General features: G+C 68.0%; 23 protein-coding genes and 1 pseudogene. 19 read left to right on the top strand and 5 right to left on the bottom strand.

The features are described from left to right. The first annotated feature begins 182 nt into the window (after nucleotides 1–182). The 6 genes from dnaK (at nucleotide 183) to G554_RS15210 (ending at nucleotide 6475) form a co-directional block, all read left to right on the top strand. Nucleotides 183–2012 carry a molecular chaperone DnaK gene (gene dnaK / locus G554_RS0107055; RefSeq protein ID WP_027587355.1) on the top strand — a complete coding sequence of 610 codons (1830 nt, stop codon included), beginning with the start codon at nucleotides 183–185 and terminating at the stop codon, nucleotides 2010–2012. 160 nt (nucleotides 2013–2172) lie between these two features. After that, complete coding sequence (gene grpE / locus G554_RS0107050) at nucleotides 2173–2742, top strand: nucleotide exchange factor GrpE (protein WP_027587354.1); 570 nt, start codon at nucleotides 2173–2175, stop codon at nucleotides 2740–2742. After that, nucleotides 2739–3836 carry a DnaJ C-terminal domain-containing protein gene (locus G554_RS0107045; RefSeq protein ID WP_027587353.1) on the top strand — a complete coding sequence of 366 codons (1098 nt, stop codon included), beginning with the start codon at nucleotides 2739–2741 and terminating at the stop codon, nucleotides 3834–3836. The genes grpE and G554_RS0107045 overlap by 4 nt, the downstream gene beginning before the upstream one ends. A 1-nt stretch (nucleotide 3837) precedes the next feature. Further along, the gene (locus G554_RS0107040; protein WP_027587352.1) at nucleotides 3838–4257 is read left to right on the top strand and encodes a MerR family transcriptional regulator; all 420 of its coding nucleotides are present in this window, start codon (nucleotides 3838–3840) and stop codon (nucleotides 4255–4257) included. Nucleotides 4258–4545: 288 nt separating this feature from the next. Next, nucleotides 4546–4788 (top strand): hypothetical protein, encoded by a 243-nt coding sequence (locus G554_RS15220; protein ID WP_211220419.1) that lies wholly within the window; start codon nucleotides 4546–4548, stop codon nucleotides 4786–4788. A 586-nt stretch (nucleotides 4789–5374) separates the two neighbouring features. Then, nucleotides 5375–6475 carry an AI-2E family transporter gene (locus tag G554_RS15210; RefSeq protein WP_051232641.1) on the top strand — a complete coding sequence of 367 codons (1101 nt, stop codon included), beginning with the start codon at nucleotides 5375–5377 and terminating at the stop codon, nucleotides 6473–6475. Nucleotides 6476–6544: 69 nt separating this feature from the next. On the opposite strand, the gene G554_RS0107020 is transcribed toward G554_RS15210, so the two are convergent. The 3 genes from G554_RS0107020 to cls all read right to left on the bottom strand — a co-directional run bounded on the left by G554_RS0107020 (nucleotide 6545) and on the right by cls (nucleotide 9747). Beyond that, nucleotides 6545–7411: a C1 family peptidase gene (locus G554_RS0107020; RefSeq protein ID WP_027587351.1), complete on the bottom strand. Its 867-nt coding sequence runs from the start codon at nucleotides 7409–7411 to the stop codon at nucleotides 6545–6547. Between the two features lie 138 nt (nucleotides 7412–7549). Then, complete coding sequence (locus tag G554_RS0107015) at nucleotides 7550–8131, bottom strand: dihydrofolate reductase family protein (protein WP_027587350.1); 582 nt, start codon at nucleotides 8129–8131, stop codon at nucleotides 7550–7552. Between the two features lie 110 nt (nucleotides 8132–8241). Continuing rightward, entirely contained in the window at nucleotides 8242–9747 is a 1506-nt protein-coding gene (gene cls / locus G554_RS0107010; protein ID WP_027587349.1) for a cardiolipin synthase, read from the bottom strand. Between the two features lie 310 nt (nucleotides 9748–10057). Here cls and G554_RS0107005 point away from each other — a divergent pair, with 310 nt between their 5' ends. Next, nucleotides 10058–11056, top strand: a complete 999-nt coding sequence (locus G554_RS0107005) for an SRPBCC family protein (protein WP_027587348.1) — start codon at nucleotides 10058–10060, stop codon at nucleotides 11054–11056. A gap of 7 nt (nucleotides 11057–11063) precedes the next feature. On the opposite strand, the gene G554_RS15205 is transcribed toward G554_RS0107005, so the two are convergent. Then, a complete protein-coding gene (locus G554_RS15205; protein WP_051232655.1) occupies nucleotides 11064–11927 on the bottom strand; it encodes a DUF1684 domain-containing protein in 864 nt (287 codons plus the stop codon). Between the two features lie 161 nt (nucleotides 11928–12088). Between G554_RS15205 and G554_RS0106995 the strand changes: the two genes are divergently transcribed. The 12 genes and pseudogenes from G554_RS0106995 (at nucleotide 12089) to G554_RS0106940 (ending at nucleotide 24937) form a co-directional block, all read left to right on the top strand. Next, entirely contained in the window at nucleotides 12089–12742 is a 654-nt protein-coding gene (locus G554_RS0106995; RefSeq protein WP_027587347.1) for a HEAT repeat domain-containing protein, read from the top strand. A 13-nt stretch (nucleotides 12743–12755) separates the two neighbouring features. Beyond that, nucleotides 12756–13805 carry a MerR family transcriptional regulator gene (locus tag G554_RS0106990; RefSeq protein WP_027587346.1) on the top strand — a complete coding sequence of 350 codons (1050 nt, stop codon included), beginning with the start codon at nucleotides 12756–12758 and terminating at the stop codon, nucleotides 13803–13805. Nucleotides 13806–13880: 75 nt separating this feature from the next. Then, entirely contained in the window at nucleotides 13881–14558 is a 678-nt protein-coding gene (locus G554_RS15200; RefSeq protein WP_084648380.1) for a TetR/AcrR family transcriptional regulator, read from the top strand. Nucleotide 14559: 1 nt separating this feature from the next. Further along, on the top strand, nucleotides 14560–15564 hold the full coding sequence (gap, locus tag G554_RS0106980) for a type I glyceraldehyde-3-phosphate dehydrogenase (protein WP_027587345.1): 1005 nt from the start codon (nucleotides 14560–14562) through the stop codon (nucleotides 15562–15564). A 353-nt stretch (nucleotides 15565–15917) separates the two neighbouring features. Then, nucleotides 15918–17924, top strand: a complete 2007-nt coding sequence (locus G554_RS15195; protein ID WP_084648379.1) for an MDR family MFS transporter — start codon at nucleotides 15918–15920, stop codon at nucleotides 17922–17924. Continuing rightward, complete coding sequence (locus G554_RS18050) at nucleotides 17914–18498, top strand: TetR/AcrR family transcriptional regulator (RefSeq protein ID WP_051232639.1); 585 nt, start codon at nucleotides 17914–17916, stop codon at nucleotides 18496–18498. The genes G554_RS15195 and G554_RS18050 overlap by 11 nt, the downstream gene beginning before the upstream one ends. A 112-nt stretch (nucleotides 18499–18610) precedes the next feature. After that, nucleotides 18611–19173 (top strand): annotated as a pseudogene (locus G554_RS18585) (type 1 glutamine amidotransferase domain-containing protein). Nucleotides 19174–19289: 116 nt separating this feature from the next. After that, nucleotides 19290–20288 carry an alpha/beta hydrolase gene (locus G554_RS0106960; RefSeq protein WP_051232636.1) on the top strand — a complete coding sequence of 333 codons (999 nt, stop codon included), beginning with the start codon at nucleotides 19290–19292 and terminating at the stop codon, nucleotides 20286–20288. Next, entirely contained in the window at nucleotides 20285–21721 is a 1437-nt protein-coding gene (locus G554_RS15180; protein ID WP_051232653.1) for an alcohol acetyltransferase, read from the top strand. Before G554_RS0106960 ends, G554_RS15180 begins: the two co-directional genes overlap by 4 nt. Next, a complete protein-coding gene (locus G554_RS0106950; RefSeq protein WP_027587343.1) occupies nucleotides 21718–22380 on the top strand; it encodes a DUF6320 domain-containing protein in 663 nt (220 codons plus the stop codon). Before G554_RS15180 ends, G554_RS0106950 begins: the two co-directional genes overlap by 4 nt. 209 nt (nucleotides 22381–22589) lie before the next feature. Then, nucleotides 22590–23342, top strand: a complete 753-nt coding sequence (locus G554_RS0106945; RefSeq protein WP_036924955.1) for a LamB/YcsF family protein — start codon at nucleotides 22590–22592, stop codon at nucleotides 23340–23342. Further along, nucleotides 23339–24937 carry a 5-oxoprolinase subunit B/C family protein gene (locus tag G554_RS0106940; RefSeq protein WP_051232634.1) on the top strand — a complete coding sequence of 533 codons (1599 nt, stop codon included), beginning with the start codon at nucleotides 23339–23341 and terminating at the stop codon, nucleotides 24935–24937. Before G554_RS0106945 ends, G554_RS0106940 begins: the two co-directional genes overlap by 4 nt. Here G554_RS0106940 and G554_RS0106935 read toward each other — a convergent pair. Further along, on the bottom strand, nucleotides 24934–26463 hold the full coding sequence (locus G554_RS0106935) for a dolichyl-phosphate-mannose--protein mannosyltransferase (protein ID WP_027587340.1): 1530 nt from the start codon (nucleotides 26461–26463) through the stop codon (nucleotides 24934–24936). The two genes, G554_RS0106940 and G554_RS0106935, sit on opposite strands and share 4 nt — an antisense overlap. Nucleotides 26464–26502 lie beyond the last annotated feature (39 nt).

Here is a 26502-nt window from a genome sequence, read left to right as displayed (position 1 = left end):
GCCCCGCTCACTCGCCCAAGGAGGCGGAGTGAGGCAGTGGGGATCATCTCGGCCACTTTGGGTGTCGCCACCCATCGACGAGAACCCCGAAGTCTGGAACAGTAGATGACGTGAGAGCGCACCGGCCACGCCAGCGCTTCTCGATGATCTTTCATAGTTCACAACAAAGGAGGAGAACAACCATGGCACGTTCAGTCGGTATCGATCTCGGCACCACCAACTCTTGCGTCGCCGTCCTCGAAGGCGGCGAGCCCACCGTCATCCCCAACGCCGAAGGCTCCCGCACGACGCCGTCGGTAGTCGCGTTCGCCAAGGGTGGAGAGGTACTCGTCGGCGAAGTCGCCAAGCGCCAGGCCGTCACGAACGTCGATCGCACCATCCGCTCGGTCAAGCGCCATATGGGCACCGATTGGTCAGTCAACATCGACGGCAAGAAGTACACGCCGCAGGAGATTAGCGCCCGCGTCCTGCAGAAGCTGAAGCGGGACGCCGAAGCTTACCTGGGCGAGCCCGTCACGAACGCGGTCATCACTGTGCCGGCGTACTTCAGCGATGCTGAGCGTCAAGCCACTAAGGAGGCCGGCGAGATTGCGGGTCTGACCGTCGACCGCATCATCAACGAGCCCACCGCGGCGGCGTTGGCGTACGGCCTTGACAAGGGCGACAAGGAGCAAAGCGTCCTCGTCTTCGACCTGGGCGGTGGCACGTTCGACGTTTCGCTGTTGGACATCTCCGATGGTGTCTTCGAAGTCAAGGCCACCAAGGGCGACAACCGTCTCGGCGGCGACGACTGGGATCAGCGGATTGTCGATTGGCTAGTGACGCAGTTCAAGAACGCCAACGGTATCGACCTGAGCGCGGACAAGATGGCCAAGCAACGTCTGCAGGAGGCCGCCGAGCGCGCCAAGATCGAGCTCTCGCAGGCCTCTGAGACCCAGATCAACCTGCCGTACATCACGGCCGGAGCCGCAGGGCCGCTGCACCTCGAAGCCAAGCTGACGCGCGCCGAGTTCCAGCGCATGACGAAGGATCTGCTGGACCGCTGCAAGACTCCGTTCCAGGCCGTCATCAAGGACGCCCACACCTCGGTGGATAAGATCGACGAGGTCATTCTCGTGGGTGGTTCCACCCGTATGCCGGCCGTCGTCGACCTGGTCAAGGAGTTGTCGGGCAAGGAACCACACAAGGGTGTAAACCCCGACGAGGTCGTGGCCATGGGCGCTTCGCTGCAGGCTGGTGTCCTCAAGGGCGAGGTCAAGGACGTCCTGCTGCTCGACGTCACCCCACTCTCCCTCGGCATCGAAACCAAGGGCGGCGTGATGACGAAGATCATCGAGCGCAACACGACGATTCCGACCAAGCGGTCCGAGATCTTCACGACGGCCGAGGACAACCAGCCGTCGGTCATGGTGCAGGTGTACCAGGGTGAACGTGAGTTCGCCCGCGACAACAAGCCGCTGGGCAACTTCGAGCTGACCGGTCTGATGCCTGCCCCGCGCGGGGTTCCGCAGGTCGAGGTCACGTTCGACATCGACGCCAACGGCATCGTGCACGTGTCCGCCAAGGACAAGGCCACGGGCAAGGAGCAGTCGATGACCGTCACCGGCGGCTCGGCGCTGGGCAAGGACGACATCGACCGGATGGTGAAGGACGCCGAGGCGCACGCCGAGGAGGACAAGAAGCGTCGTGAGGCCGTCGAGATGCGAAATCAGGCCGATGCCCTGGCGTTCCGCACTGAGCAACTACTCGCCGACAACGCCGCGACCATCGGCGACGATGTCAAGGCACCCGTCGTGGAGGCCCTGGACAAGTTGAAGGAGGCCCTGAAGGGCACCGACAACGATGACCAAGTGAAGGTTCTGATGGAGGAGCTGAACGAAAAGACCTCAGTGATGGGGCAGGCGGTCTATGCAGCAAGCCAGGCACAGGCTCAGGGACCGGCATCGCCGAGTGAGCAGGAGACATCCTCCGACGATGACGTGGTCGACGCGGAGATCGTCGACGACAAGTGATGCGCCCGGTGGGGTCGCCTTGCGACCCCACCCATTCCGGCGATCACCACGCGATCGGCCCGTAGCGGCCCGCGCTGCGAGCTCTTCGCGTGGTCCTGAGCCCATCCACGGTGGCCCTGCCTGTCAGGTGCTGCCACGACAATCACCCACAGGAGGAAGCATGAGCACAGACGACGTGACCACCACGCCCACTCCGCAGCCAGCGGCCGACGAGGTGCTCGCTCCTGACGCGCAGCTCGAAGCGTTGCGTGATCAGGTCGCGCAGCTGGAGAGCCGCTTGGCGGAACGTACTGAGGACCTGCAGCGGCTGCAAGCCGAGTACATCAATTACAAGCGACGAGTCGACCGTGACCGGGACCTGGCGCGCCGCGCGGGAAAGGAACAGATTCTCACGGACCTTCTGCCCGCCTTGGATGCGATCCAGCTGGCCGACCAGCACGGCGAGCTGGATGGCCCCTTCAAGATGCTTGCCGACCAGATCTCCGCAGTGGCTGCTCGGCACGGCCTGAGCAGTTACGGCCAGGTCGGAGACCAATTCGACCCCACCCTGCATGAGGCATTGATGCAGCTGCCGATGTCTGGCGCCACCAAGACTTGTATCTCGCAAGTGATGCAGCCAGGTCACCGCATTCACGACAAGGTCCTCCGCCCTGCCCGCGTCGCAGTCAGCGAGCCGGACGCACAACAGGCGGCCACCGAGTCCAGTACGCACGGAGATGAGGAGGGATGAGCGCACAGGATTGGGTTGACAAGGACTTTTACAAGGTCCTGGGCGTGTCGAAGGACGCTACCGACAAGGACATCAAGAAGGCCTTCCGTAAGCTCGCTCGTCAGAACCATCCCGACCAGCACCCCGGCGACGCTGCTGCTGAGGCCCGGTTCAAAGAAATCTCGGAGGCAAACTCCGTCCTGTCCAACCCCGACTCGCGACGAGAGTACGACGAGATCCGCGAGATGGTCGCCAATGGCGGCTTCCGCTACGGCCCCGGCGCAGGATATCCGGGCGCCGGTGGCCAGTACGCCTATGGAAACCCCGCCGGTGGCCCCTACACCTACAGCTATTCGACTGGTGGGTCTGCTGAGGACCTCTTTGGCCAAGGTGCGGGTTATGAGGACATCCTGGGCGGCTTGTTCGGCCAAGGCGGCGCTGGCTTCAGCGGTGCTCGGCGGCCCAGCGGCCCTCGGAAGGGCGCTGACATCGAGGGGGAGGTGACCATCGGCTTCCTCGAAGCTGTCAAGGGCACCACCGTTTCGATGCAGCTGGTCTCTGAGGTGGCGTGCACAGCTTGCGGCGGCGCTGGCATCACCTCGGGAAACCCGCCACAGGTATGCGGCTCCTGCCACGGCACCGCACGGGTAAGCCAAGCCAAGACCATGAAGGTGCGCATCCCGGCAAGCGTCGACGACGGCCAGACCATCCGAATCAAGGGCAAGGGCTCGGCCGGCCTCAACGGCGGCCCGGCGGGCGACCTGCTGGTCCGCGTTCATGTCACCCCGCACCCACTGTTCGGCCGCAAGGGACGAGATCTGACCGTGTCCGTGCCGGTCACCGTCGACGAACTCATCCTGGGCGCCGATATCGAGGTGCCCACCCTCGAAGGCGGACGAGTGAAGGTGCGTATCCCCGAATGCACCCCGAACCGGCGCACCCTGCGCGTGCGAGGCAAGGGCGTCACCACCAAGGCGGGAACCGGCGACCTGCTAGTCACCGTCGAGGTCGTCATGCCGACGTCGCTCAACGACCAGGCCAAGCAGGCAATGCGCGACTTCGCCCACGCCATGGGCCAGACCAACCCCCGCGCTTCGATCCTTGGGAGGAACTGAGATGACCACCACCGACAACAGCGTTCATGACGGTGTGGTGTTCACCACCAGCCAGGTGGTGCTCCTGACCGGTCTGCACCCCCGCACGCTCGAAGCCTTCGAGCGCGCCGGCATCGTGAGCCCACGCCGCAGCGCCGCCGGCCAAGCGAGCTACGACCAGCACGACCTTGTGCGGCTGAGGCAAGCGCGGAACCTGGTTCAGCGCGCCGGGATGGACCTCGACGAAGTCCGACAGCTCTTCGCCTTGCAAGACCAGATCGAGCAGACCCGCCAACGCTTGGATCAGATGGTGACCGAGCTGTGGGAGATCTTGGACCGGACCGTACCCACCCCCAGTGGGCGAGTGTTCACCACGGGCAGCGATGGCAGGGCATGGCCCGGACGTCAGAGGATGACGGGGTGTCGGCGCCTGCAGCGCTAATCAGCCTGGCTGGCACAGCGCGCCACAGCCGCTACTCCATGTGACGTGCAATGTCGTGTTGTGCCTGCCGGCCGCATTTCACAACTTTCGATACTCAACTGTGTGACCGGCCTCGAAGGCCTCATTCGTTGTCACCCGGGGCCGTTCACCACAGAGCCCGTATCACCGGCGGCCAACCTCACGACAGAGCCTCATGTGCCCGCCTTCGCAGCGTCCTCCGGCCGCGTGAGTTGGTAGTTGGTGGCTGCCATCCGCACACGTCGCGGACTCAAGTGGGGGATGCCCGCGATGCTGGTCGCGCTTCCGTACATCCTGATCGCCAGCATCTGCTCTGGCTCGGCAGCCGATGGCGGCCCAGGCTGGCTCCACCTCATCGTGCTGTGGGCATGCTGGAACGCGCTCAAGTTCATCATCATGGGACCCGTGAGCGTCGCTCTGCTCATCCGTGCGCGCCTGCGCGAGGCTCCGGTCCGTCGTCACCAGCGCCACGGCGTCGAGGCGAGCCTGCGTGAGCCTGCCCTTCGTGTCTAGGCTCAACCGCCCACGGCAGTGGATGCCGTGATGCGAGAACCACAGCGCCCGCCAGGCCGGATCACGACGCCGTGCGAAGCGAGCGCTCGTCGGACAGCCTGAGGCCCCGCCCCAACCTTCACGCCGACCTCTACCAGCGTCAACCCGCTGAGGTAGAGGTCGGCTGCTTCGTGGATGCGGGAGGGAACCGTCCACGGCGGATCGTCACCTCCCGCCGGGTGAGGTGGGTGGCGACCGTGCGGCGGTTCACTCCGAACACGGATGCCAGCTCCACGAGCGTCGCGCCTCTGCGGTACTGCGCCACCAGATCGTCGACCTGCTCCGGGCGAAGGAGGGTTTGAGCCATCCCGAGTGATCGCACCACTCGACCCCTTGAGTCGGAAACGGTAGGCTCAGAGGGGCGCTGGTCGTGGTTGTAGAAGCCCCGTGACCTGCGCAAAGACAGGGTTTTCAGGTGTGGGCAGGGGTTCTCAAACTCTCTACGGAGGTCCACCACCAGCACAGGCCGGTTGGCCGGGTGTTGTGCCTGGCAGCCGGTTGGAAGACTGTGATCGGGCCACGCTCGTGACCTCAGGGAGTGTGCAGGATGTCCGACGGCAGTCCCACTGGACCCTCGCGTTCGGCGAGAGTCCACCGAGCAGGCACCACCGCGTGGTCGGCACTCGGCATCATCCTGCTGGCTGCGGTGATCGCGGCCGCGCTGGGCGCGCTCTCGGGGATCCTCATTCCCCTCGTGGTCGCCGCCATCCTGGGGGTCGTGCTGGAGCCGTGGGTCTGCTGGCTCGAGCGCCGGAAGGTGCCCTCCGCGCTGGCCGCCCTGGTCGGTCTGGTGTCGGCCGTCCTGGTGGCGGTCGCGATGGTCTGGTTGCTGGTCGTCGGCTTCATTCAGCAGTTTCCTGAGATCACCCGGCAACTGATGGCGGGCTGGAAGGCCTTCGTCGTATGGGGGCGAGGTCTCGATCTGGACGCCGTCCTTCTCGAGCAGATCCGCGAGGCCGTCAGCGGGTATGCTCCGCGGGTCGGCCAGGGCATCCTCGGCCTGGTCGTCAGCACGCTCTCGGGAGGCGTGTCGATGGTGATGGGTAGCTTCTTCAGCCTCTTCTTCCTGTTCTTCGTGCTGAAGGACTTCCGGCGCTTCGGTGGGTGGCTGTCGCGGACGGCGGGCGCCGACCTGGCACTCGTCGAGGAGGTCAAGGCCCTGTCACAGACCGCCGTCCGGGGTTACTTCAGGGGCACGGCGATCACGGCGATCATCACGGCGCCGATCTTCCTGCTACCGCTGTTCCTCCTGAGGCTCCCGCTGATCCTGCCGATCGCGATCCTCTACTTCTTCCTCTCCTTCATCCCCTATGTCGGAGCCTGGATCACCGGCGCCTTCGCGATCCTGACCGCCTTCGGCGCGGTCGGCCCGACGGGAGCACTGATCGTGGGAGTCAGCCTGCTGGTGTCGAACGGGACGATCCAGAGCGTCGTCGGCTCCTGGGCTCTGGGTAGCTCGCTGTCGCTCCACCCGGTCATCGTGCTGCTTGCCACCATCGTGGGCGGGACCATCGCCGGGTTGCTCGGCATGGTCCTCGGCCCGCCGGTGACCGCCGCGGTGGTGAAGTCGCTCGCTGCGGTTCGCCAGTACCACCAGGCCGAGAAGGGCGCGCTGGCGCCTCCCGAGCCCGGGACATCGCGGCCCTGAGCAGGCAGGCTGTCGTCAGCGAGCGGTCGGCAGCTGACGGAGGCGCTCAACTGATGGTGTGCCGGTGATTCACGGGGTGTCGGGTTCCAGGGTGTCGAGGTACTTCCTCAGGTCCGCGGCGAAGGTCTTGTTCGACGTCGATGAGTGTCGCAGTGACAACCACGACCTGGCGGAGGCGACGAACTCGGCCTGGGGATCTGGCGGGGGAGGGGGCGCCGGCGGTGTGGCCAGGGGGGTGAAGATGGTGCAGTCGCCCGATGCCTTCAGCAGGATCTCCATGTCGTCCCAGCTGAAGTAGGCCCGACCCTGCAGCCCCCACTGCTGTCCCCAGGAGTTCTGCATCCAGACCCGCTCGTGCTCGACGTCGAGTTCGTCGAGGCAGTACTCGTGGCCGCCGGCCACCCGTCCGGTGATCGTCTGGTGCCCGTCGGGGGCCGGGGTGAACATGTTCTGTCGCCACTCGGTGCCCACGATGACTGCCTGGCGGGCCAGTGCCGTCAGCAGCGCACTCAGCGAGAAGGCGTGCTCGTACCCGCTGATGAGGCCGCGGTTCTTGAGCACTGTTGCCACCGACAGCCCGTCGGATCCGGTGTCGGTGGGTGGGTAGGTGCCCGGGAATGGATCGATCTTGGTGGCATCGGAGTAGACCCCGACCGCGTAGCGCTGGTCGGCGTCCGGGTCGCCGGTGAGCACCGCCTGAACCTCGGGCTGACTCCAGAACGGCAGGTAGGAGAGGCACTTGGTGGCCGCATTGCCGGTGCAGGAACCGAGGTTGCCCTGGTCCAGGGTCGGGATGTGAGAGATGTGACGCACCGACGAGAGGGTGCTGAGGTCGGCGGCCCTGAACGCATAGTTCCAGGACCGGGGGTCGTGATTGACGTTTCGGCCCAGGCGAGGATCGGTGGGCTCCTGGTAGATCTTCACGTAGCTGGTCATCGCTGCGTCCTGTCCCCTGAGTAAGGATGAAGCCGAGGTGGACAGAAGTTATCAGGGCCCGGGTCATCTCCAGCAGGTGTCGTACCGGTCGATCTGACGGCGGGCCTGCTGACCGCCCGGAGGGGGTCGCCGCCCGCCTCAGACCAGTGCGCCTCGGATCGCGTAACGGTGCATCGTGACCCCCTGGTCGAAGGACTGCTGCTCCAGCAGATCGAGTTCCACCGGGGAGTCCAGATCATCGAACAGCGGCCTCCCGGTCCCCAGGATCACCGGGTGGGCGAACACCAGGAGCTCGTCCAGCAGCCCGGTCGCCAGAAGCTGGGTGGCGAGGGTGGCTCCCCCGACGCCGATCCGGCCATCGGTCCCCGCCCGCAACTCGGCCAGCTCCGAGACGACATTGTCGGCGAGGATCCGGGTGTTGTGGTTCGCGCTGGTGCGGGTCGTGGAGACCAGGATCTTGGGCATGGTCGTCCAGATCCGGCCGTACTCGCGCATCACCTGCGGTTCAGAGGGATCGGCCCAGACCTGCGGCCAGTAGCTCTCCATCAGCTCGTAGACCACCCGGCCCTGCACCATCGCCGTCAGCTCGGCGGCGCGATCATTGAACTCCTGGTGGAGGGTCTCGGTGATCCGCATCCACTGGCCGCCGCCGTTCTCCCCGGCAGTCTGCTCGATTCGAAGGTCCAGCGAGACATTCATCCAGTACACGAAGCGGCCCATGGTCATCCCCTGCGGTGCGGCGAGTGCGGGTGGGGGCGACTGTACGTGCCGCAGGGTCGGGCCGGAGGAGGGCCGCTGACCGGCGGCAGCGAGTCACCGCCGGATCCTGGTCACTGCAGGGCCGAGGTCAACCTCATCACCGATTCGGTGTACCGCCGGGCGATGGAGCGGGAGTTCCAGGTCTGGTAGTCCAGGACCGTGCTCCTGGCGGCGTAGTCGGCGACGACCTCCTTGAGCTGGCCGACGATGTCGCCGCCGTAGGACAACAGGCTGATCTCGTAGTTCAGACCGAAGGACCGCATGTCCAGGTTCGAGGAGCCCATCACGGCGATCTCGTCGTCGACGATGAAGCACTTGGTGTGCAGCACCTGAGGCGCGGGATAGCGAAGAATCCTCACCCCGGCCTCCAGCAGCGCGTGGTAGTAGGACGACTGGGCCCGGTCGACCATGAACTGATCGGCCTGCTCGCTGACATACAGGTCCACCTCCACCCCGCGCAGGGCAGCAGAGGTGATGGCCGCCAGCAGGGACTCGTCGGGAACGAAATAGGGGCTCACCACCGAGAGCCGCTCGTGGGCCAGGTACATCAGCGAGGTGAACGAACGCAGATTGGGATCGGTGCGAAAGCCTGGTCCCGAGGGGATCAGTTGAACCGCGTTGACATCTCCGCCGACCTGTCGTTGGCCGCCGTGCCGGGTGGGCAGCACGTGGGAGTCGGTGCCGCCACCGCCCAGCCCCCGGTAGGCGTGCATCTCGATGATCTCGTGGGACTCGGTGTACCAGTCGGTGACGAAGATGGCCTCGAGGGAGGAGACGATCTCACCGGTCAGTTCGATCGAGATGTCATTCCACCGGCGTCCGATCTGGCGGTTCCTCGCCGAACCGTAGGTCGCCTCGATCAGGTTCTGAGAGCCCATGATGGCCACCTGGCCGTCGACGACCAGGAGTTTGCGGTGATTGCGAAGGTCCACCCGACGGACCTTCCCCTGCAATGGCAGGAAGGGCATCATCAGGTACCACTCGATGCCCGCGGCCGTCATGTCCTTGAGCAGCTGGTGGAATCCGGGGTACTTGCGGGAACCGAGGTGATCCATCAGGACGCGCACCTTCACCCCGCGTGCGACCGCATCGGCCAGGGCGTCGAAGAAGGGGGCGGTGGTCTGGTCGCGGGCCATGATGTAGATCTCGACGTCGACGGTCTCCTCGGCGACCTCCACCAGTCGGGTCATCCGTTCGATGCCGGCCTCGTAGTCCATCATGACGCCGTTGTTGACGCCGGTGACCATCGGCAGGGCGGTGAGCGAGCGATTGAGTTCGACGATCTCACCGAGGCCATCCGGCAGGGTGACCGACTCGGGGGAGTTCGGCATGTCCTCGGTTCCGAGTGTGAGCAGCTCATTGGCCCTGGCCTGGATGCTGGCGCGCCGACCGCTGACATAGGGGCTGCCGAACAACAGGAACAGCGGGACGCCGACCACCGGCAGGAACAGGATCAGCAGCAGCCATGCCGTCGAGGAGGAGGGCCGCCGGTTCTCCGGCACGATTCCGATCGCCAGGACCTTCACCAGATACTCCAGCACGACGAAGACGCTGGTGCCCTTCCAGAATCGCTTCATGCGCCGCGTGCTCCTTCCGGCCATGTGGACACAGCCACCGATGACAGGAGTCTAAGGCCTGGCTGCGGAGGGCCGCGGCCATCGATTCAAGTGGCAGCCGGGGTGCCGGATGGTACCGGCGGCCTGCGGGTGCGGCATGGCGGGCTCAGCCCCCATCCCGGCCGGGCCGGCGACTCCTCGCCGATGAGCCGCCTCCTCCAACTGCCGTGGAGCGTCCCCGGGGTGGAGCCTGACAAGGGCATTTGGATGGCCGGGCAGAGTTGATGCCACGAAATGCATCACCTGCCCCCGAGTCATCGAGGAGCCAGAAATGTCAGTCACCGACGTCACCATCGACGAGAACAACCTCACAGTCACAGTCATCGCCGACCTCGCTCATCCGGTGGAGAGGGTGTGGCAGCTCTACACGGATCCCCGCCGGCTCGAGCGGGTCTGGGGTCCTCCGGGAGCTCCGGCCACCTTCACCGAGTGGGATTTCAGGCAGGGCGGTCGCGCCCTCTACTACATGACCGGAACTCGCGACGAGCGCTACTGGGGCCGCTGGGACATCCTCGACATCGATCCCGGGCACAGCTTCCAGGTCCTCGACTCCTTCGCCGATGAGCACGGCGAGCCGAGCACGGCGCTCCCGGCGTCGCGAATGTCCTTCGTCCTGGAACCGGCGGCCAACGGCCCCCGGTTCACCCTCACCACCACATTCGAGACCCTCGACGACTTCAAGAAGATCGCCCAGGAGATGGAGATGACAGAGGGACTCACCCAGGCGATGGGTCAGGCCGACGCCGTGCTCGATGGACTCCGGCAGACCTATCAGGGCCGGGTGGCCCATCTGGAGGTGCTCTCCGACACCTGGGTGAAGATCACCCGGGCCATCGAGGCCCCCAGGACGCTGATCTGGCGGGCGTACAACGATCCCGAGATGATCCGCCGCTGGATGCTGGGCCCCGACGGCTGGGTGATGAGCGAGTGCAAGGTGGCACGCGAGGTCGGCCAGACCTTCCGCTACGTGTGGACCACCGACCCGGCGGTCCCCCGCCAGCAGGGCGAGTCCTTCGGCCTGGAGGGAGAGCTGCTGCTGCGTCAGGTGCCGTTCCGGGCCGTCACCACCGAGCGGATGCTGGGCACCGAGGGTCCCGAGACCGTCAACGACCTCACCCTGGTCGAGGAGGACGGCATCACCCTGGTCACCACCGTCATCGAGTATCCCGACGCCCAGACCCGAGACATGATCCTGGGCACCGGGATGATCGAGGGGATGGAGCACTCCTACGCCCGGCTGGAGAGGTCTCTGCTCGCCGAGCCGGTCTGACCGCCGATCAGGACACTCGGGACACCGGCAGCTTCTCGCCGGCCTCCACCGCGATCGGCAGCCGGTTCTCGACCGGCGGCAGCGGGCAGGTGGCGAAGTCGGTGTAGGCGCAGGGCAGGTTGGTGGCTCTGTTGAAATCGATGACGGTGTCGCCCTGCGCATCGGGGGCCGCGACCCGCAGGGTCCGGCTGGCGGGATAGGTCGTCACCCCGCTGGTGGCGTCTCGCAGCAGCACGGTCAGCGATCCGTCGTCGCCACCGGTGAAGGCCGTCAACCGGTAGTCAGTGCCGTCGATGGTGAAGGTGAGGACGCCGGGGGAGTCGAAATGGTGCTGCAGCCCGTCGATGACCGCCCCGACGGTCTCCTCGTGAACCTCCTGGTAGGCATCGAAGTGCGCCGGGACCACCCAGCGGGGATCGGCCGGATAGGCCGGGGTGCCGGGGAAGTGCGCCAGATAGGCGCTGTCGGACCGGCGCGGACGCAGCATCACCGATGAGCCTCGCCAGGCGACCTCGGCGACGCCGTGGGCACCCTCGGCATCGAATCCCAGCATCGCCCCACCCCTGGCGATCCGGTCTCCCAGCGCCACGGATCCAGTGAGCTCCTGGCATCCGTCGGTCAGGGTCTCGCCCGGTGCGAGATCCACCTGCGGCTGGCCCTCGACCAGCCGCCAGCTGCCGGGGACGCCGTCGACCCTCAGCGGATCGTCGTCCAGGAAGTACAACCCGGTGGCCGACAGGATCCCGAGCGGGTCGGTGCGGCCCTTCTCGTGGGCCTGGTGCCAGGAGCGCCAGTCGTCGGCGAACCGGTCCGTGTCGAGGCCAGGCTGTTCCTCCCGGCTGAGATGGGGGTCTCGGGTGGTGTGCGACATCTGGGTCTCCTGGTCGGCGGCGGTCGTCGCATCCACGGTAGCCCGGGGGCCGCAGGTCTCGGTGCCCGCTCGCGGTCAGAGAACACCCGGCGGGGGAATGGTCGTGGCACCGTGCGATGTTGTCGCTGATGATGCGGCTCGATCGTCAGGAGGCGATTCCCATGAGTACTGCCCACCACACCCCGTCCGAACTCGCGCGAGCACTCGAGGCCCTCTCGCCGGCGACCAGGCTGCAGGTCGCGATGACCGCCGGTACCCACCCGGAGCCGGGCGATGTCGCGGTCCTGATCCGCCGCTGCGGGGTCGAGCCGGACTTCTTCGTCCGGGACATGCTGGTCTGGGCCCTGCTGAGCCATCCCAGCGACGAGACGGTGCCGGCTCTGCTCGGCGAGCTCGACTCGGCGAATCCGCAGGCCCGGGCCCAGGCTCTGCATGCCTTGTCGAAGATCGGGGATCCGCGCGGCTGGCCGGCGGTCAGCGATGCCTTCATCGCTGATCGCGATGACGAGGTGGCTCGTGCCGCCTGGCGGGCGGCTGCTGCGCTGGTGCCCGGTGATCAGCGTGAGCGGCTGGCGCGACGCCTGGCCGGGCAGCTGGGGCGTGGTGACCACACCATGCAGCTCAGCCTGGCCCGGGCCTACCTGGAGCTGGGGGAGGCCGGTGAGGCCGTCCTGGCAGCGGCGGCCGAGACCGCCGGGTCCCAGGCGGCGCTGCATGCCGAGACCATCCAGCGGCTCATTGTCGACCCCGATCTCGGATTCGACGCCGCCCGTGAGGAGGCGCTGAGGGTCTGGGTGATGGGGGTGCCCGAATGATGCGGACGACCTGATGCTCATCGGGGAGGTGTCGCGGCGTTCGGGAGTGAGTGTTCGGATGCTGCACTACTACGACCGGATCGGCCTCCTGCGGCCCTCGGGACGGATCGGCAGCGTGTACCGGCGATACGAGCCCGAGGATCTGCGCCGGTTGTTCCGTGTCGAGGCCCTGCGCAGCCTCGGGCTCTCCCTCGAGCAGGTCGGCAGGGCCCTCGACGATCCCGGCTTCGACGCCGCACGGATGCTCTCCGAACTCATCGATCGCACGGTGCGGCGGATCGCGGCGGAGCGCGAGCTGCTGACCCGACTGCGGGAGATCGAGTCGAGCGGTCCCCACAGCTGGCAGGAGGCGCTGAGCGCCGTCGACCTCCTCTCCGGGCTGCGCTCCGGGCGGTCGGGCGAACGCCAGGCCGCGGCGCTCCGCTCTGGGATCACTGCGGCTGCGCCCGATCTGCTGATCGGTATCTACCTGTCTGAGCCGGAGGAGGCAGTGGCGGGATCGCTGCGTTGGGCGATCGCGCGGGCGGGGGAGGCCGCAGTGCCGACCCTCGCCGCGCACCTGTCCGACGCCGTGACCGCCGTGCGGCGACGGGCCGTTCACGCCCTCGGTGAGATCGATGGTCCCGCCGCGGCCGATGCCCTGGTCGGGGCACTGGCTGACGCCGACCCGTCGACCGCCGGGCTCGCCGCGATCCTCCTGGTCTCCCGCGACATCCCCTCGCCCGGCCTCCCATTGCCGGTGATCTGCACACCGCTGGTGCACCTGGTCGTCGCGGGGCAGTCCGATGTCGAGGCCGCCGAGGCGCTGGGGGATCTCGCCTCCCACTCGGCCCGGGCGGCCGGCAGGATCACCCGGGAGCTGGTCGAGCAGCTGGCGGTGGCGGATCCGGCCGGCCGCAGCAGGATCGTCCAGGCCCTCGGCGAGATCCCCGGGGAGGGGGCCACGGCGGTCCTGCTCGAGTTGGCCGAGGACCCCGATCAGGAGGTTTCCCGGGTGGCGCGCTATCTCTCGGCTGGGCGCCTCCGGGGTGACCTGGGTGGTGCGCCGCAGGGTCGGAGGTGATGGCAGACCTACCGCGTCCGAGGCCGCCGACGTGCCCCCTTGTTTGTGTACCTCTAGGTAGGTACAGTACAGACCATGAACTCCAAGGAGAACCTCATCGACACGATGAGCGACCTCATCTGGGAGCGCGGCTATGCCGCGACCAGCCCTCGTGAGGTGCGTGAACGCTCGGGGGTGGGACAGGGAAGCATGTACTACCACTTCCCGTCGAAACGGGATCTGGGCATGGCCGCGATCCGGCACAACTGCGAGACCTCGCTGCCTGCCAACCTCGAGATCCTCAACAACCCCGGCGATCCGATGGAGCGGCTCACGAGCTACCTGAGCCGTGACAGCGATCCGCTGCGAGGGTGCAAGGTGGGCAGGCTCACCCAGGACCCGGAGGTGGTGGCAGATCCAGGCATGCTGGCACCGATCAGGGCATCCTTCGAGACGATTCACCACAGTCTCGTCGCGGTGATCGAGGAGGCCGTTCGAGGAGGAGAGCTCCCCGCCGATGTCGATGCCGGTCGACTCGCGTATCTCATGACGGCGACCATCCAGGGCGGCTACGTCCTGGCGATCGCCGCCCAGGACCGGGCTCCCTTCGACCAGGCCCGCCAGGGTGCGGTGGACCTCCTGGACGCAGTCCGGGGCAGCGCGGCCGGGTCCCGGCCGGCTGCCACCGGCAGCGCCGACGCCGCACCGGATCGGATCGCCACAGCTCACCCCGACCCCAACGGGTCATCAGCGTTATCCCGAAAGGACAACTGACATGACTGTTCGTATTGGAATCAACGGCTTCGGCCGGATCGGGCGCAACTACCTGCGCGCCGCCCTGGCCAACGACACCGACGTCGAGGTGGTGGCCGTCAACGATCTCACCGACGCCGCCACCCTGGCCGACCTACTGGAGTGGGACTCCATCTCGGGCCATCTGGACGGCGTCGGGGTGGAGGGCAACACCCTCACCGTCGCGGGCCGGAGGATCGCGGTGCTCTCCGAGCCCGACCCGGCTGCCATCGCCTGGGGAGACCACGGGGCCGACGTCGTCATCGAGTCCACCGGCCGCTTCACGGCCAGGGACAAGGCCCTGCTGCACCTGAGGGGAGGGGCGAGGAAGGTCATCATCTCCGCTCCGGCCGGCAACGACGTCCCCACCTTCGTGCTCGGCGTCAACGACGACACCCTCGACCCGAGCGCCTCCGACGTCTTCTCCAACGGCTCCTGCACCACCAACTCGCTGGCCCCACTGGCCAAGGTGCTCAACGACACCTTCGGCATCGAGTCGGGCCTGATGACCACGGTGCACGCCTACACCGGCGACCAGCGTCTCCATGACGCTCCTCACAAGGATCTGCGGCGCGCCCGGGCCGCCGCCCTGTCGACCATCCCGACCACCTCGGGGGCCGCCAAGGCGATCGGCGCGGTGATCCCGGAGCTGGACGGCCGGCTCACCGGCTTCGCCCTGCGGGTCCCGGTACCCGACGGCTCGATCACCGATCTGACCGCCGAACTGGCCACCACGGCCACTGTCGAGCAGATCAATGCCGCCTTCGCCAAGGCAGCCGCCTCCGAGCCGCTCATGAAGTACCTCCAGTACTCCACCGCCCCGATCGTCTCGGCCGACATCGTCGGCAACCCGCACTCCTCGATCTTCGACGCGCCGCTCACCAAGGCGATCGGCAGGCAGGTCAAGGTGCTGGGCTGGTACGACAACGAGTGGGGATTCTCCAACCGGATGGTGGAGTTCTCCGAGCGGATCGCCTCCGCTGCGTGAGGCAGGCGATCCGCTGGCGGTCCTGTCGAGTCCGGGATGATCCCCGTCCCAGCGGCTCGGAGAGTCTCGCCCCGAGCTGGCCGATGCCATGCTCGGGGCGAAATTTTTGCATACTGTGCAAATTGAGCTAGCTTTGCTCCAGCCCGGAGGTTTCCCCGGGCGACCCGCAGGGACGCGGGGCACGTCCCCGCGTTGACACCTCGGACCTGCCCCTGTCCTGCTCGAATGAGAATCGCAGGAACGCAGTGACCGCAGAAATTCCAACCGCCGCGGCGGGGGTGCCGCAGACCTCTGCTGCGAGTGGGCACGGGCCCACCGGCAGAGGTCCCGCGAGCCAGGGTCACGGCGCTCTGATGAGTCAGCGCCAGATCATGCTCGTGGTGCTGGCCCTGATGACCGCGATGTTCCTCAGCTCGCTGGACCAGACGATCGTCTCCACGGCGATCCGCACCATCGGCGATGATCTCAACGGCCTCGACAAGCAGGCCTGGGTGACCACCGCCTACCTCATCACCTCCACGATCATGACGCCGATCTACGGCAAGCTCTCCGACATGTTCGGCCGTCGGCCGCTCTTCCTCATCGCGATCGTGATCTTCGTGCTGGGCTCGCTGGCCTCGGCCTGCTCCACCTCGATGCTGATGCTGGCGGCCTTCAGGGCTTTTCAGGGGATCGGCGCCGGCGGCCTGATGTCCCTGCCCCTGGCGATCATGGGCGATATGCTCGCCCCCCGCGAGAGGGCCAAGTATCAGGGCTACTTCCTGGCCGTCTTCGGGATCTCGACGGTGGTCGGTCCGCTGTTCGGCGGCCTCTTCGCCGACGCCTCCCAGATCCTGTGGATCTCCGGATGGCGCTGGGTCTTCCTGGTCAATGTGCCGGTCGGTGTGCTCGCCGTCATCATGGTCTTTCTCTTCCTGCACCTTCCGAGCTTCAATGCCAACGAGCGCGCCCGGGTGGACTGGTGGGGAGCCACCACCGTCGTGCTGGCTCTTGTTCCCATGCTGCTGGTCGCCGAGCAGGGACGCGAGTGGGGCTGGACGTCGCTGGCAGCCATCCTCTGCTACGTCGTCTCGGCAGTCTCGCTGGTCGCCTTCGTTCTCATCGAGCACGCTGTCGGTGATGATGCGATCATTCCGCTGCGGTTGTTCGGCTACCGGGCCTTCTCCTGGGCCTCGGTGCTCGGCCTGCTGATCGGGTTCGGGATGTTCGGCGCGATGATGACGATCCCGCTCTACCTTCAGATCGTGGTGGGGTTGACGCCGACCGAGTCCGGCTTCGCGACCCTGCCGATGATGCTGGGCCTGATGATCTCCTCGATCATGGCCGGCGTCATCATCGCCCGGACAGGCAGGTACCAGTGGTTCCCGCCGGTGGGCACCGGGATCACCGCATGCGGCTACCTGGTGCTGCTGTGGGCCCTCGGCGGCCCGCTCTGGCACGTCCTGATCGGGATGTTCGTGCTCGGTCTCGGCCTCGGCCTGCTGATGCAGGCCCTCACCCAGGCCAGCCAGAACGCGGTGCCCGGCAAGGACATGGGAGTGGCTACCAGTTCGTCGACCTTCTTCCGCCAGATCGGCGGGACGCTGGGCACCGCAGTGCTGCTGTCGGTGCTGTTCTCGGTGATGCCGACCAATATCGGCACCGCGATGGCCGATCGCCCCACCCTGACTGCCGCCCTCGACGCGGCACTGGATCCCAAGGTCGCCGCTGCGCCGAACAACGCGGCGATCATGGACACGATGTGGTCGCCGATCACCGACAGGATCCAGCAGAGCTACGCGAAGGGCCTCGATCAGGCCACTCAGAAGGTCACTGCGCAGGTGAGCGCCGAGACGGCATCCCTGCCGGCCGCCGCTCAGCAGCGGGCGCTCCAGCAGGCCCTGTCAAAGGTCGCCGAGGAGCAGCATGTCAGCGTGGTCGATGGCAAGTTGGCCGTCAACTACTCCGACGCCGCACAGCGCTCCCATGTGGTGGATCAGGTGGTCCCGGAGCTGGCCGACCAGATCGCATCGGGGACCGGTTCGGCATCCACCGCCGACACCTCCGACACCTCCTTCCTCAACGGTGCCGATGACGCACTGGCCAAGCCCTTCCTCAACGGCTTCACCTCCTCGGCCCGGGCCGTCTACTGGGTGGGTCTGGGGGTCATCCTGCTGGCCTTCGTGCTCACCTGGTTCTTCAAGGTGCCGCCGCTGCGCGAGCGCTCCGCCCTGGAGGAGCGCGCCCACCATGCCCGTCAGCAGGCCGAGGCCGCTGCGGCCGCCGGTGAACCTGACCACCACGCTGAGGATGACGCCACCGACACGGATGCGGCCGGCCAGGCCGTCGAGGATGGCCAGGAGCAGCGCAGTGAGCGCTGACACCAGGCCGGGTGGTCTGCGGGAGCACAAGAAGCAGGCCACCCGGGCGGCCATCCATCAGTCGGCGCTGAAGCTGGCTGCGGCACGCGGGCTGGACGGCGTCACCGTCGAGCAGATCTGCGAGGCAGCCGAGATCTCCCAGCGGACCTTCTTCAACTACTTCCCGTCGAAGGTCGCAGCCGTGCTCGGGATGACCATCCGGCCGATCACCGAGGCCGACCGGCAGTGGTTCCTGGGCAGGGACCAGGACCTGATCGCCGACCTGTGCAAGATGTTCGGCGGTCATGTCGAGCCCTCCAGCGATGCGGCCGGGCTCAAGCGGCTGGCGGTGTGCCAGCCGGGACTGCTCGGCGACGTCGGACGGCAGATGGATCAGCTCCGCAGCGACCTGGTGGAGCTGGCCGCCCGGCGCACCGGGGAGGACCACCGCTCCCGGCTGGCGGTCAGCGTCGTCACCGCGGCCCTGGCTTTCACCCTGCAGTCCGAACAGGCCCCCGAGGGAGCAGAGGCGCTCACGGCGGCGCTGCGCAGTGTCGTCTGCGAGATCGGGGAGCTGGTCGGCGGCCGGCCCTGAGGGGCACCGCTATTCCCGGCGGAGGCGGTATCCGAGCACTGTTCGCTGAGCACGTGTTCGCTGGAGTCGGCCGGGATCGCCACGTAGCGTTGAACGTGGAAGGGAGAAGTTCATGACAGACACACTGAATGACAAGAAGATTCTCATCCTCTCGACGAATTACGGCACCGAGACCTCGGAGCTGACCTCACCCCTGCGCTACCTCAAGGAGCATGGCGCCCAGGTGACCGTGGCGGCTCCCAGCACCGATCCGATCGCCACCCTGGAGGGCGACAAGGATCCCGGTGAGAAGGTCACCCCGACGCCACCCTGTCCGATGTCAGGGTGGCCGACTACGACGCCGTCGTGGTCCCCGGCGGCACCATCAACGCCGACACCCTGCGGACCGACTCCGACGCCCAGGCGCTGGTGAAGTCCTTCGCCGATGACGGCAAGGTGGTCGCGATGATCTGTCACGCCCCGTGGCTGCTGGTCGATTCAGGTCTGGCCAAGGGCAAGACGCTGACCTCCTACCACTCCATCAGCGCTGACCTGAGGAATGCCGGCGCCACCTGGGTGGATCAGGAGGTCAAGGTGTGTCCGGCCAACGGCTACCGGCTCATCACCTCGCGCCAGCCCGGCGATCTCGACGCATTCAACAGGACCATCGAGGAGACCCTGGCCGCGCAGGCCTGAGTTCCGGGATCGGGCCCCTCACACGGCTACCGGAGCATCCTCCTCGGAAGCCGGGTGAGGTCCGGGCCGGCCCCACCACGGACGTGGCCGGTCCGGGCAGTCCCTACGCTGGGGGCATGGGAACCGATCGTGCCCCCTCCCTCCGACCGCCGGTGGGTCCGCTCGCCCGGGCGGTGCTCAGACTGTTCGCGGCGCCGCGGCTCGACATCCGCCAGGACTACCGGAAGGTCCGTCGGATCCAGCGGCAGCTCGCCGCCCTGCCGGCCCAGCGCTACCGCGCTCTCGACCGCCAGATCATGGCCGCCGACGACAGCCACCCCATCCCGGTGCGGGTCTTCGAACCCCGGCAGCGTCGGCGCGATGAGATCCTGCTGTTCTTCCACGGCGGCGGATGGGTGACCGGGGACATCGAGAGCTACACCCCGGCGTGCGCCACGATGGCCGATCTCACCGGCGCGGTGGTGGCCTCCGTCGACTACCGGTTGGCTCCCGAGTACCCCTTTCCGGCCGGCCTGCAGGACTGCTACCGCGTCGCCCACCTGCTGCTGGACGAGCCGGCTCGGGCCGACATCGCCGACCCCTCAGGGATCGTGCTGATCGGCGACTCGGCCGGTGCGAATCTGGCCGCGGTGGTCTCCCTGCTGCTGCGCGACCGCGGCCAGCGCGGCGCTGACCGGCAGATCCTGCTCTACCCGGTGACCCACTGGGACCACGACCCGAGGACCTCTCCGTTTCCCTCGGTCCGCGACCACGGCCGCGACTACCGACTCACCAATACCGAGGTGCAGGACTACCTCGACCTGTACACCTGCGATCCCGCCGACCGGCACAGCCCGCTGGTCGCCCCACTGATGGCCACCGACCTGACCCACCAGCCCAGCACCCTGGTGGTGACCGCCGAGCTCGACCTGCTGCGCGACGAGGGGGAGGCGTACGGACGGGCCCTGGAGACGGCGGGCAACACCGTGCGCATCCACCGGGTGCCGGCAGCCCTGCATGGGTTCATCACCCTGCCGCGGTTCGCCCGGCCGTTGCGCGAGGGCTACCAGGTCATCAATGACTTCCTCGGGCCGGCGCCGGCCACCGCCGGAAGCCGGCAGTGGAGGTCGCGATGACCCGCCGCAACTGGGTGGCCCTCGACAACGCCTCCAATATCTTCCTGGCCGCCCGTAGCGACATCGACCCGAAGGTCTTCCGGATCAGCGCCGAGATGGATCAGGAGGTCGATCCGGAGGTCCTCCAGGAGGCCTTGGACCTCACCTTCGAGCGGTACCCGCTGTTCCACGCGGTGCTGCGCCGCGGGATCTTCTGGTACTACCTGCAGGACAGCGATCTGCGCCCCCGGGTCCGACCCGAGACCGACTACCCGTGCGCCCCGATCTACCAGCCCGACCGGCGCAACCTGCTGTTCCGGGTGCTCTACCGGCGTCGTCGCATGATGGTGGAGATCTTTCACGCACTGTCCGACGGCACCGGCGCGCTGTGGTTCCTCACCGACCTGGTGGACGCCTACTGCCGGCGCCGCTGCCAGGCGGGCGACCCGCGGGGCCAGTCCGAGCCCGCACGGGTGCCGGTCCACGACCTCAGCACCGATCCCTTCGCCCAGTACTTCCGCCGGGGACGCGGATCCGGGGCCGACGGGGAGCCCGCCGGCCGCGACGAGTTCCGGCATGCCGCCGCCCCCGCGGCCCTGTCGGTCGAGGGCCCCGGATCGCCCGCCGCCCGCCCGAGCAGACGCCGACGCCGGCTGTTCGACCGCCGGATCCAGCGGGTTCGAGGCACTCGCAACCCCGACAACCGGACCCGGGTGGTGGAGCTCGGGATGGCCGCCGACCCCGTCCTGGAACTGGCGCGCAGCCGCGGGGCGGCCACCACGGTCTATCTGACGGCCCTCTTCCTCAAGGCGGTCCGGCAGTCCTCGCCCGGACCGGAGAGCCCGGCCACCCTCACCGCCTCGGTGCCGGTGAACCTGCGTCAGTTCTTCCCCTCCTCCTCGGCCAGGAACTTCTTCGCGACCATCCGGGTGGGCCACGACTTCGGACAGGGCCACGACGAGATCGCAGCGATCTGCGCCGACCTGTCCGGCCAGTTCAGCGCCGGCGCCACCCCCGAGGCGCTGGAGCAGAAGCTGCGGCGTCTCATCCGGTTGGAACGGATGCCGCCGCTGAGGATCATGCCCAGCCCGCTCAAGAACCTCATCCTGCGCAGCGTCAACCGGGCCAGCAATCGCGGTCTGACCGTGGCCGTCTCCAACCTCGGCCTGGTCCGGCTGCCCGATGCCGCCGAGTCGCGGGTGGCGGCGATGATGTTCCACACCGCCGCGGTACGGCCCCAGTTCTGCGCGATGACCCATGCCGGGAGGCTGACCATCAGCTTCACCTCTCCATTCGTCCAGACCGGTCACGTCCGGGAGTTCGCCCGGCTGCTCACCGACCAGGGGATCGGCGTGACGGTGGCCGCATCCCGGGTCATCGAGGCCGAGCTGGGCGTGGTGAACCTGCCCCGACACCGCACCAGACGGCACCGACCCGGCCGGGAGCACCGATGAGGCGCTGTCAGGCCTGCCGGGTCGACGTCGAGGGGGACTGGCAGAGCTGCCCGTTGTGCCACCTTCCGCTGCAGGGCCGGGCGACCCCCGACCCACTGCCGAGGGTCCCGCTGGTCTTCTCCCGCGGACGGGTGCTCCGGGTGCTGTTCGGGTGCTCCTTGGCAGTGATCCTGGGATCCTTCGCCAGCCAGCTGCTGTTGCACCGCGGGCCCGCCGGGATCGGCGTCCTGCGGTCGGTCTGGCTCGGGGTGGTGGCGATGTGGTGGGTGGTGCTGATGGCCGTGCGCAAGCGCCGCAACGCCGCCAAGGGAACCGTCTACCTGGTGCTGGTGATCGGCGGGGTCTCGGCCTACTGGGACTACCTCACCGGATGGCACCGCTGGTCGTTGAGCTATGTGGTGCCGATCGTGTCCGCCTGTTCCATCGTGGCCGTGCTCATCGCGGTGCGGGTGATGCGGATGGAGGTGGGCGATCACATCGTCTACAGCGGCCTCATCGCTCTGCTGGGCCTGGTCCCCATTCTCTTCCTGGTCTTCGGCTGGGCGCCCAACCCGATCGCCTCGTGGGTCTGCGTCGCCGTCTCGGGGGCCGGCCTGGTGAGGCTGCTCGGCTGGTTCCCCGACGCCCGCCGCGAGCTCGCCAAGAGGCTGCGGCTGTGAGGAGGCCGGCGGGGCCGACCTCCAGCCCACCGGGGGCACCCCTCAGACGCCTGCCGACCGATCGCGGCAGCCGTCCCCAGCTCCTGCGGCCCGGGCACGGCGGTCCATCGCCGACAGCCCCCCGTGACCAGGACTGAACTAGACTCCCGACATTCAGCAGACCGCCCAGCCGGTGCCGGCCGGGCGGCCGCACCGGACAGGGGCGAGGAATGATCGATCTCAATGCCGACTCCGGGGAGTCCTTCTCCCACTGGAGCATGGGCGATGACGCCACGATGATGGGGATCGTCACCAGTGCCAGCATCGCCTGCGGTTTTCATGCCGGGGATCCCACCGTGATGCACGCGACGGTCGACTCCGCGGTCCAGCACGGTGTGGCGATAGGCGCCCACGTCTCCTACCGCGATCTGCATCACTTCGGCCGGGTCTTCGTCGATGTCGCTCCGGAGGAGCTGACCGATGAGGTGATCTACCAGATCGGCGCTCTCCAGGCGATGGCCCGGGCCGTGGGCGGTCGGGTGAGCTATGTCAAGCCGCACGGCGCCCTCTACAACGCCATCGTCCACCACCGGGGCCAGGCCGAGGCGGTCGCCCGGGCGGTCGCGGCTGCCGACGACTCACTGGCAGTGCTCTGCCTGCCCGGTTCCGAGATCGCGAGGGCCGCCGGATCCGCAGGTCTGCGGGTCGTCCTCGAGGCCTTCGCCGACCGGGCCTACAACCCCGATGGCACGCTGGTCTCCCGCCGCCGGTCGGGATCGGTACTGCGTGATCCCGACCTGATCGCCGCCAGGGTCGTCGCGATGGCGGTGGATCACCAGGTCACCGCGATCGACGGCAGCACCATCGGCATCGACGCCGCCAGCATCTGCGTCCACGGCGACACCCCCGGGGCGGTGGCCATCGCCTCGGCGGTTCGCGCCGCACTCCTCGATGCGGGTGTCGCCCTGGCACGGTTCGCATGAGCCCGGCCCCGCCGCCGGGCCCACCGTCGGGGGCCGGCCGCCGGATCCGACCATCCGGCCCGACGGCCTTCCTGGTGGAGCTGCCCAGCCTCGAGGCGGTCCTGGCGCTGCACGCCGAACTGGATTCCGATCCGCTTCCCGGCCAGCTCGAGGTGGTCGCCGCAGCCCGCACCGTGATGGTTCGCGCGGCCTCCACCACGGCCGCCGAACGACTGGCCGCCGAGATCTCCCGGATGGCTGTGTCCGAACGGCAGCCGACAGACACCGGCCGGGTACAGATCGACGTCTGCTACGACGGGCCGGATCTGGACGATCTGTCCGAGCTCCTGGGAGGCAGCCGCGAGGCGGTCATCGCCGCTCACTGCGGGCAGCTGTGGACGGCGGCCTTCGGCGGGTTCGCTCCCGGGTTCAGCTACTGCATCGCACAGCACCACAGTCTGGACGTGCCCCGCCGATCCACCCCGCGCACTGCGGTTCCCGCCGGCTCGGTCGGGCTGGCCGGGCCCTTCTCGGCGGTCTACCCGCGCACCAGCCCGGGCGGCTGGCAACTCATCGGCCGGACCACCGCCGTGCTGTGGGACCCGGACCGCCGGTCCCCGGCTCTCATCACCGCGGGCAGCACCGTCTGCTACCGAGCGGTACGAGAGCTGGTCGAGGTGGTCGGACCGCCTGCGCCCGCCCAGCCTGCGGCGGCCCGCGGGCTGCAGATCCTGGCCACCGGGCCCCAGTGCCTGGTCACCGATCTGGGTCGACCCGGACACGCCGACCTGGGGGTGGCCGAGTCCGGAGCGATGGACCGTGGCGCCGCCCGGTTGGCCAATGTCCTGGTCGGCAACCCGCTGACGGCCCCGCTCATCGAGAACTTGGCCGGCGGGCTGCAGGTCCGGGCCCTCGGGGATCAGATGGTGGCCGTCACCGGCGCCCTGGTACCGCTGACCCGGGAGTCCTCCGATCGGACCGAGGCGACGAATGGGCCGCAGCAGCAGCCGGCTCGAGGGCTGCAGCACGAGACTCCGATTCGGCTGATGGACGGCGAGGTCCTCAGCCTGGGTGCCCCCGCAGCCGGGCTGCGCGCCTACCTGGCGGTGCGCGGCGGAGTGGATCTGCCGCGGGTGCTCGGCTCAGCGGCCACCGATGTGATGTCGCAGATCGGCCCCGCACCGCTGCAGCGGGGTCAGATCCTCCCGGTGGCGCCGTCCCGCAGGGCGGTCGAGCCGACACCCGGAACCCGCCCGGATCCGCTGCCCGAGGGCCGGGCGTGCGCCAGGGTGGTGCTCGGCCCTCGCGATGACTGGTTCACCGCCGAGGCGGTCGAGTCGCTGCTGAGCCAGCGATGGCGGGTGGCCGAGGACTCCAACCGGATCGGGCTGCGTCTGGAGGGCCGCCCCCTGCAACGGGTGAGGCAGGGCGAGCTCGCCAGCGAGGGGACGGTCGCCGGGTCGATCCAGGTGACCACCGCCGGGATCCCGGTGATCCTGATGCGCGACCATCCGGTGACCGGCGGATACCCGGTCATCGGGGTCGTGCTGCCGGCCGATCTGGACGCCCTGGCCCAGCTGTCGCCCGGGGCGAGGATCGATCTGCGACTGGGCTAGATCCAGCTGCGGAACCACATCCGCGTCAACCAGGCGGTCCTGGTCATCAGCGAATCGGTGAGGATCGGGTAGATGAAGGCGAAGTTCAGGGCCACCAGGGCCATCGCGGCCCCGACGATGGCGGCCCCCATCCGGCGTCTGGGGGTGTCCTCGGCCGGGCCCAGGATCTGGCCCAGCCAGATCGCCAGGATCGTCACGGTGAACGGGATGATGCAGATCGCGTAGAAGAAGAACAACGGGCGGTCGTCGTAGCGGAACCAGGGGATCCAGGTGGAGGCCATCGCCACGATCGGCAGGGTGAACCGCCAGTCGCGACCGGCGATCCACCACACCACCCCGGCGGCCAGCGCCAGCGCAGCCATCCACCACAGGGTCGGCGTCCCGACCGCCGAGATCACCCGAAGGCAGGTGTCATCGACCGCCTCGCAGCCCTGGGTCCCCGGCGCGATCCCGTTGATGGCATCGATGCCGATCGGCCGCTGCACGATCAGCCAGCCGGACGGGTTGGCCGAGTAGACGTGGGTCTGGGTCATCATGTACGAGCCGGTGTGGAAGTCGTAGATCTGCTTGTGGTAGTCCCACAGCGCAGCCAGCCGGCGGCCCACCAGCGCCTGCACCTGCGGATCGGGAACCGGACCGGCCCAGCCCGTTCCGAATCTCATCTGCGGATAGGCCAGCAGCCAACGGGCCCAGGTCGCCAGGTAGACCGCGCCGGCGACCACCACCAGATAACAGAAGGCCGGTAGGCCGTCGCGGGCCAGCGACCACCAGGACTGCTTGCGGGCCCCGGCGAGACGGCGGGCCGAGAAGTCCCAGCAGACCGAGACGACGCCCATCGTCGCCAGGACGAACATCGAGTTCCACTTGACGCCGATGGCACATCCCAGCATCAGGCCGGCCGCCAGCCGCCAGGGACGCCACCACAGCGCAGGTCCGAAGGCGCCGTCCAGGTTGAGCTTTCCAGTGTCGCGGAGATGGTCGGCGAGCCGGTGCCTGAACCAGTCCCGGTCGGCGGCGACCGCCGCCACCCCGGCCACGATGAAGAAGGCCTGGAAGATGTCCAGCAGGCCGATCCGGCTCATCACGAAGGACAATCCGTCCAGGCTCAGCAGCACCCCGGCGATGGCCCCGACCAGGGTCGAGCGCGACAGCCGACGGGCCAGCCGGATCGTCATGAGGATCATCAGGGAGCCGAAGATCACCGACATGAACCGCCAGCCGAAGGAGTTCATCCCGAAGATCCACTCGCCCAGGGCGATGATCCACTTGCCCAGCGGGGGGTGGACGACGAACTCGGCCTGGTTGTTCCAGATCCCGGTCATCCCGTTGACGATGTCCGAGTTAGCGGTCTTGGCATCGGGCCAGCTGCCCTCGTAGCCCAGATGGAGCATCGTCCAGGCGTCCTTGGGGTAGTAGGTCTCGTCGAAGACCAGGGTCCTGGGGAAGGAGACGTTGTACATCCGAAGCACCAGGGCGAATGCGGTGATGGCGACGGTGACCACCCAGCTGGTGAAGCCGTCGGTCATCCGGCCGTCGTCCAGCCGCTCCAGGGTCGAGGTCGGGCC

Origin of the sequence: Acidipropionibacterium thoenii DSM 20276 (assembly GCF_000423445.1) — a bacterium.
Classification (GTDB): domain Bacteria; phylum Actinomycetota; class Actinomycetes; order Propionibacteriales; family Propionibacteriaceae; genus Acidipropionibacterium; species Acidipropionibacterium thoenii.
This window is presented reverse-complemented; position numbering and strand designations above follow the sequence as displayed.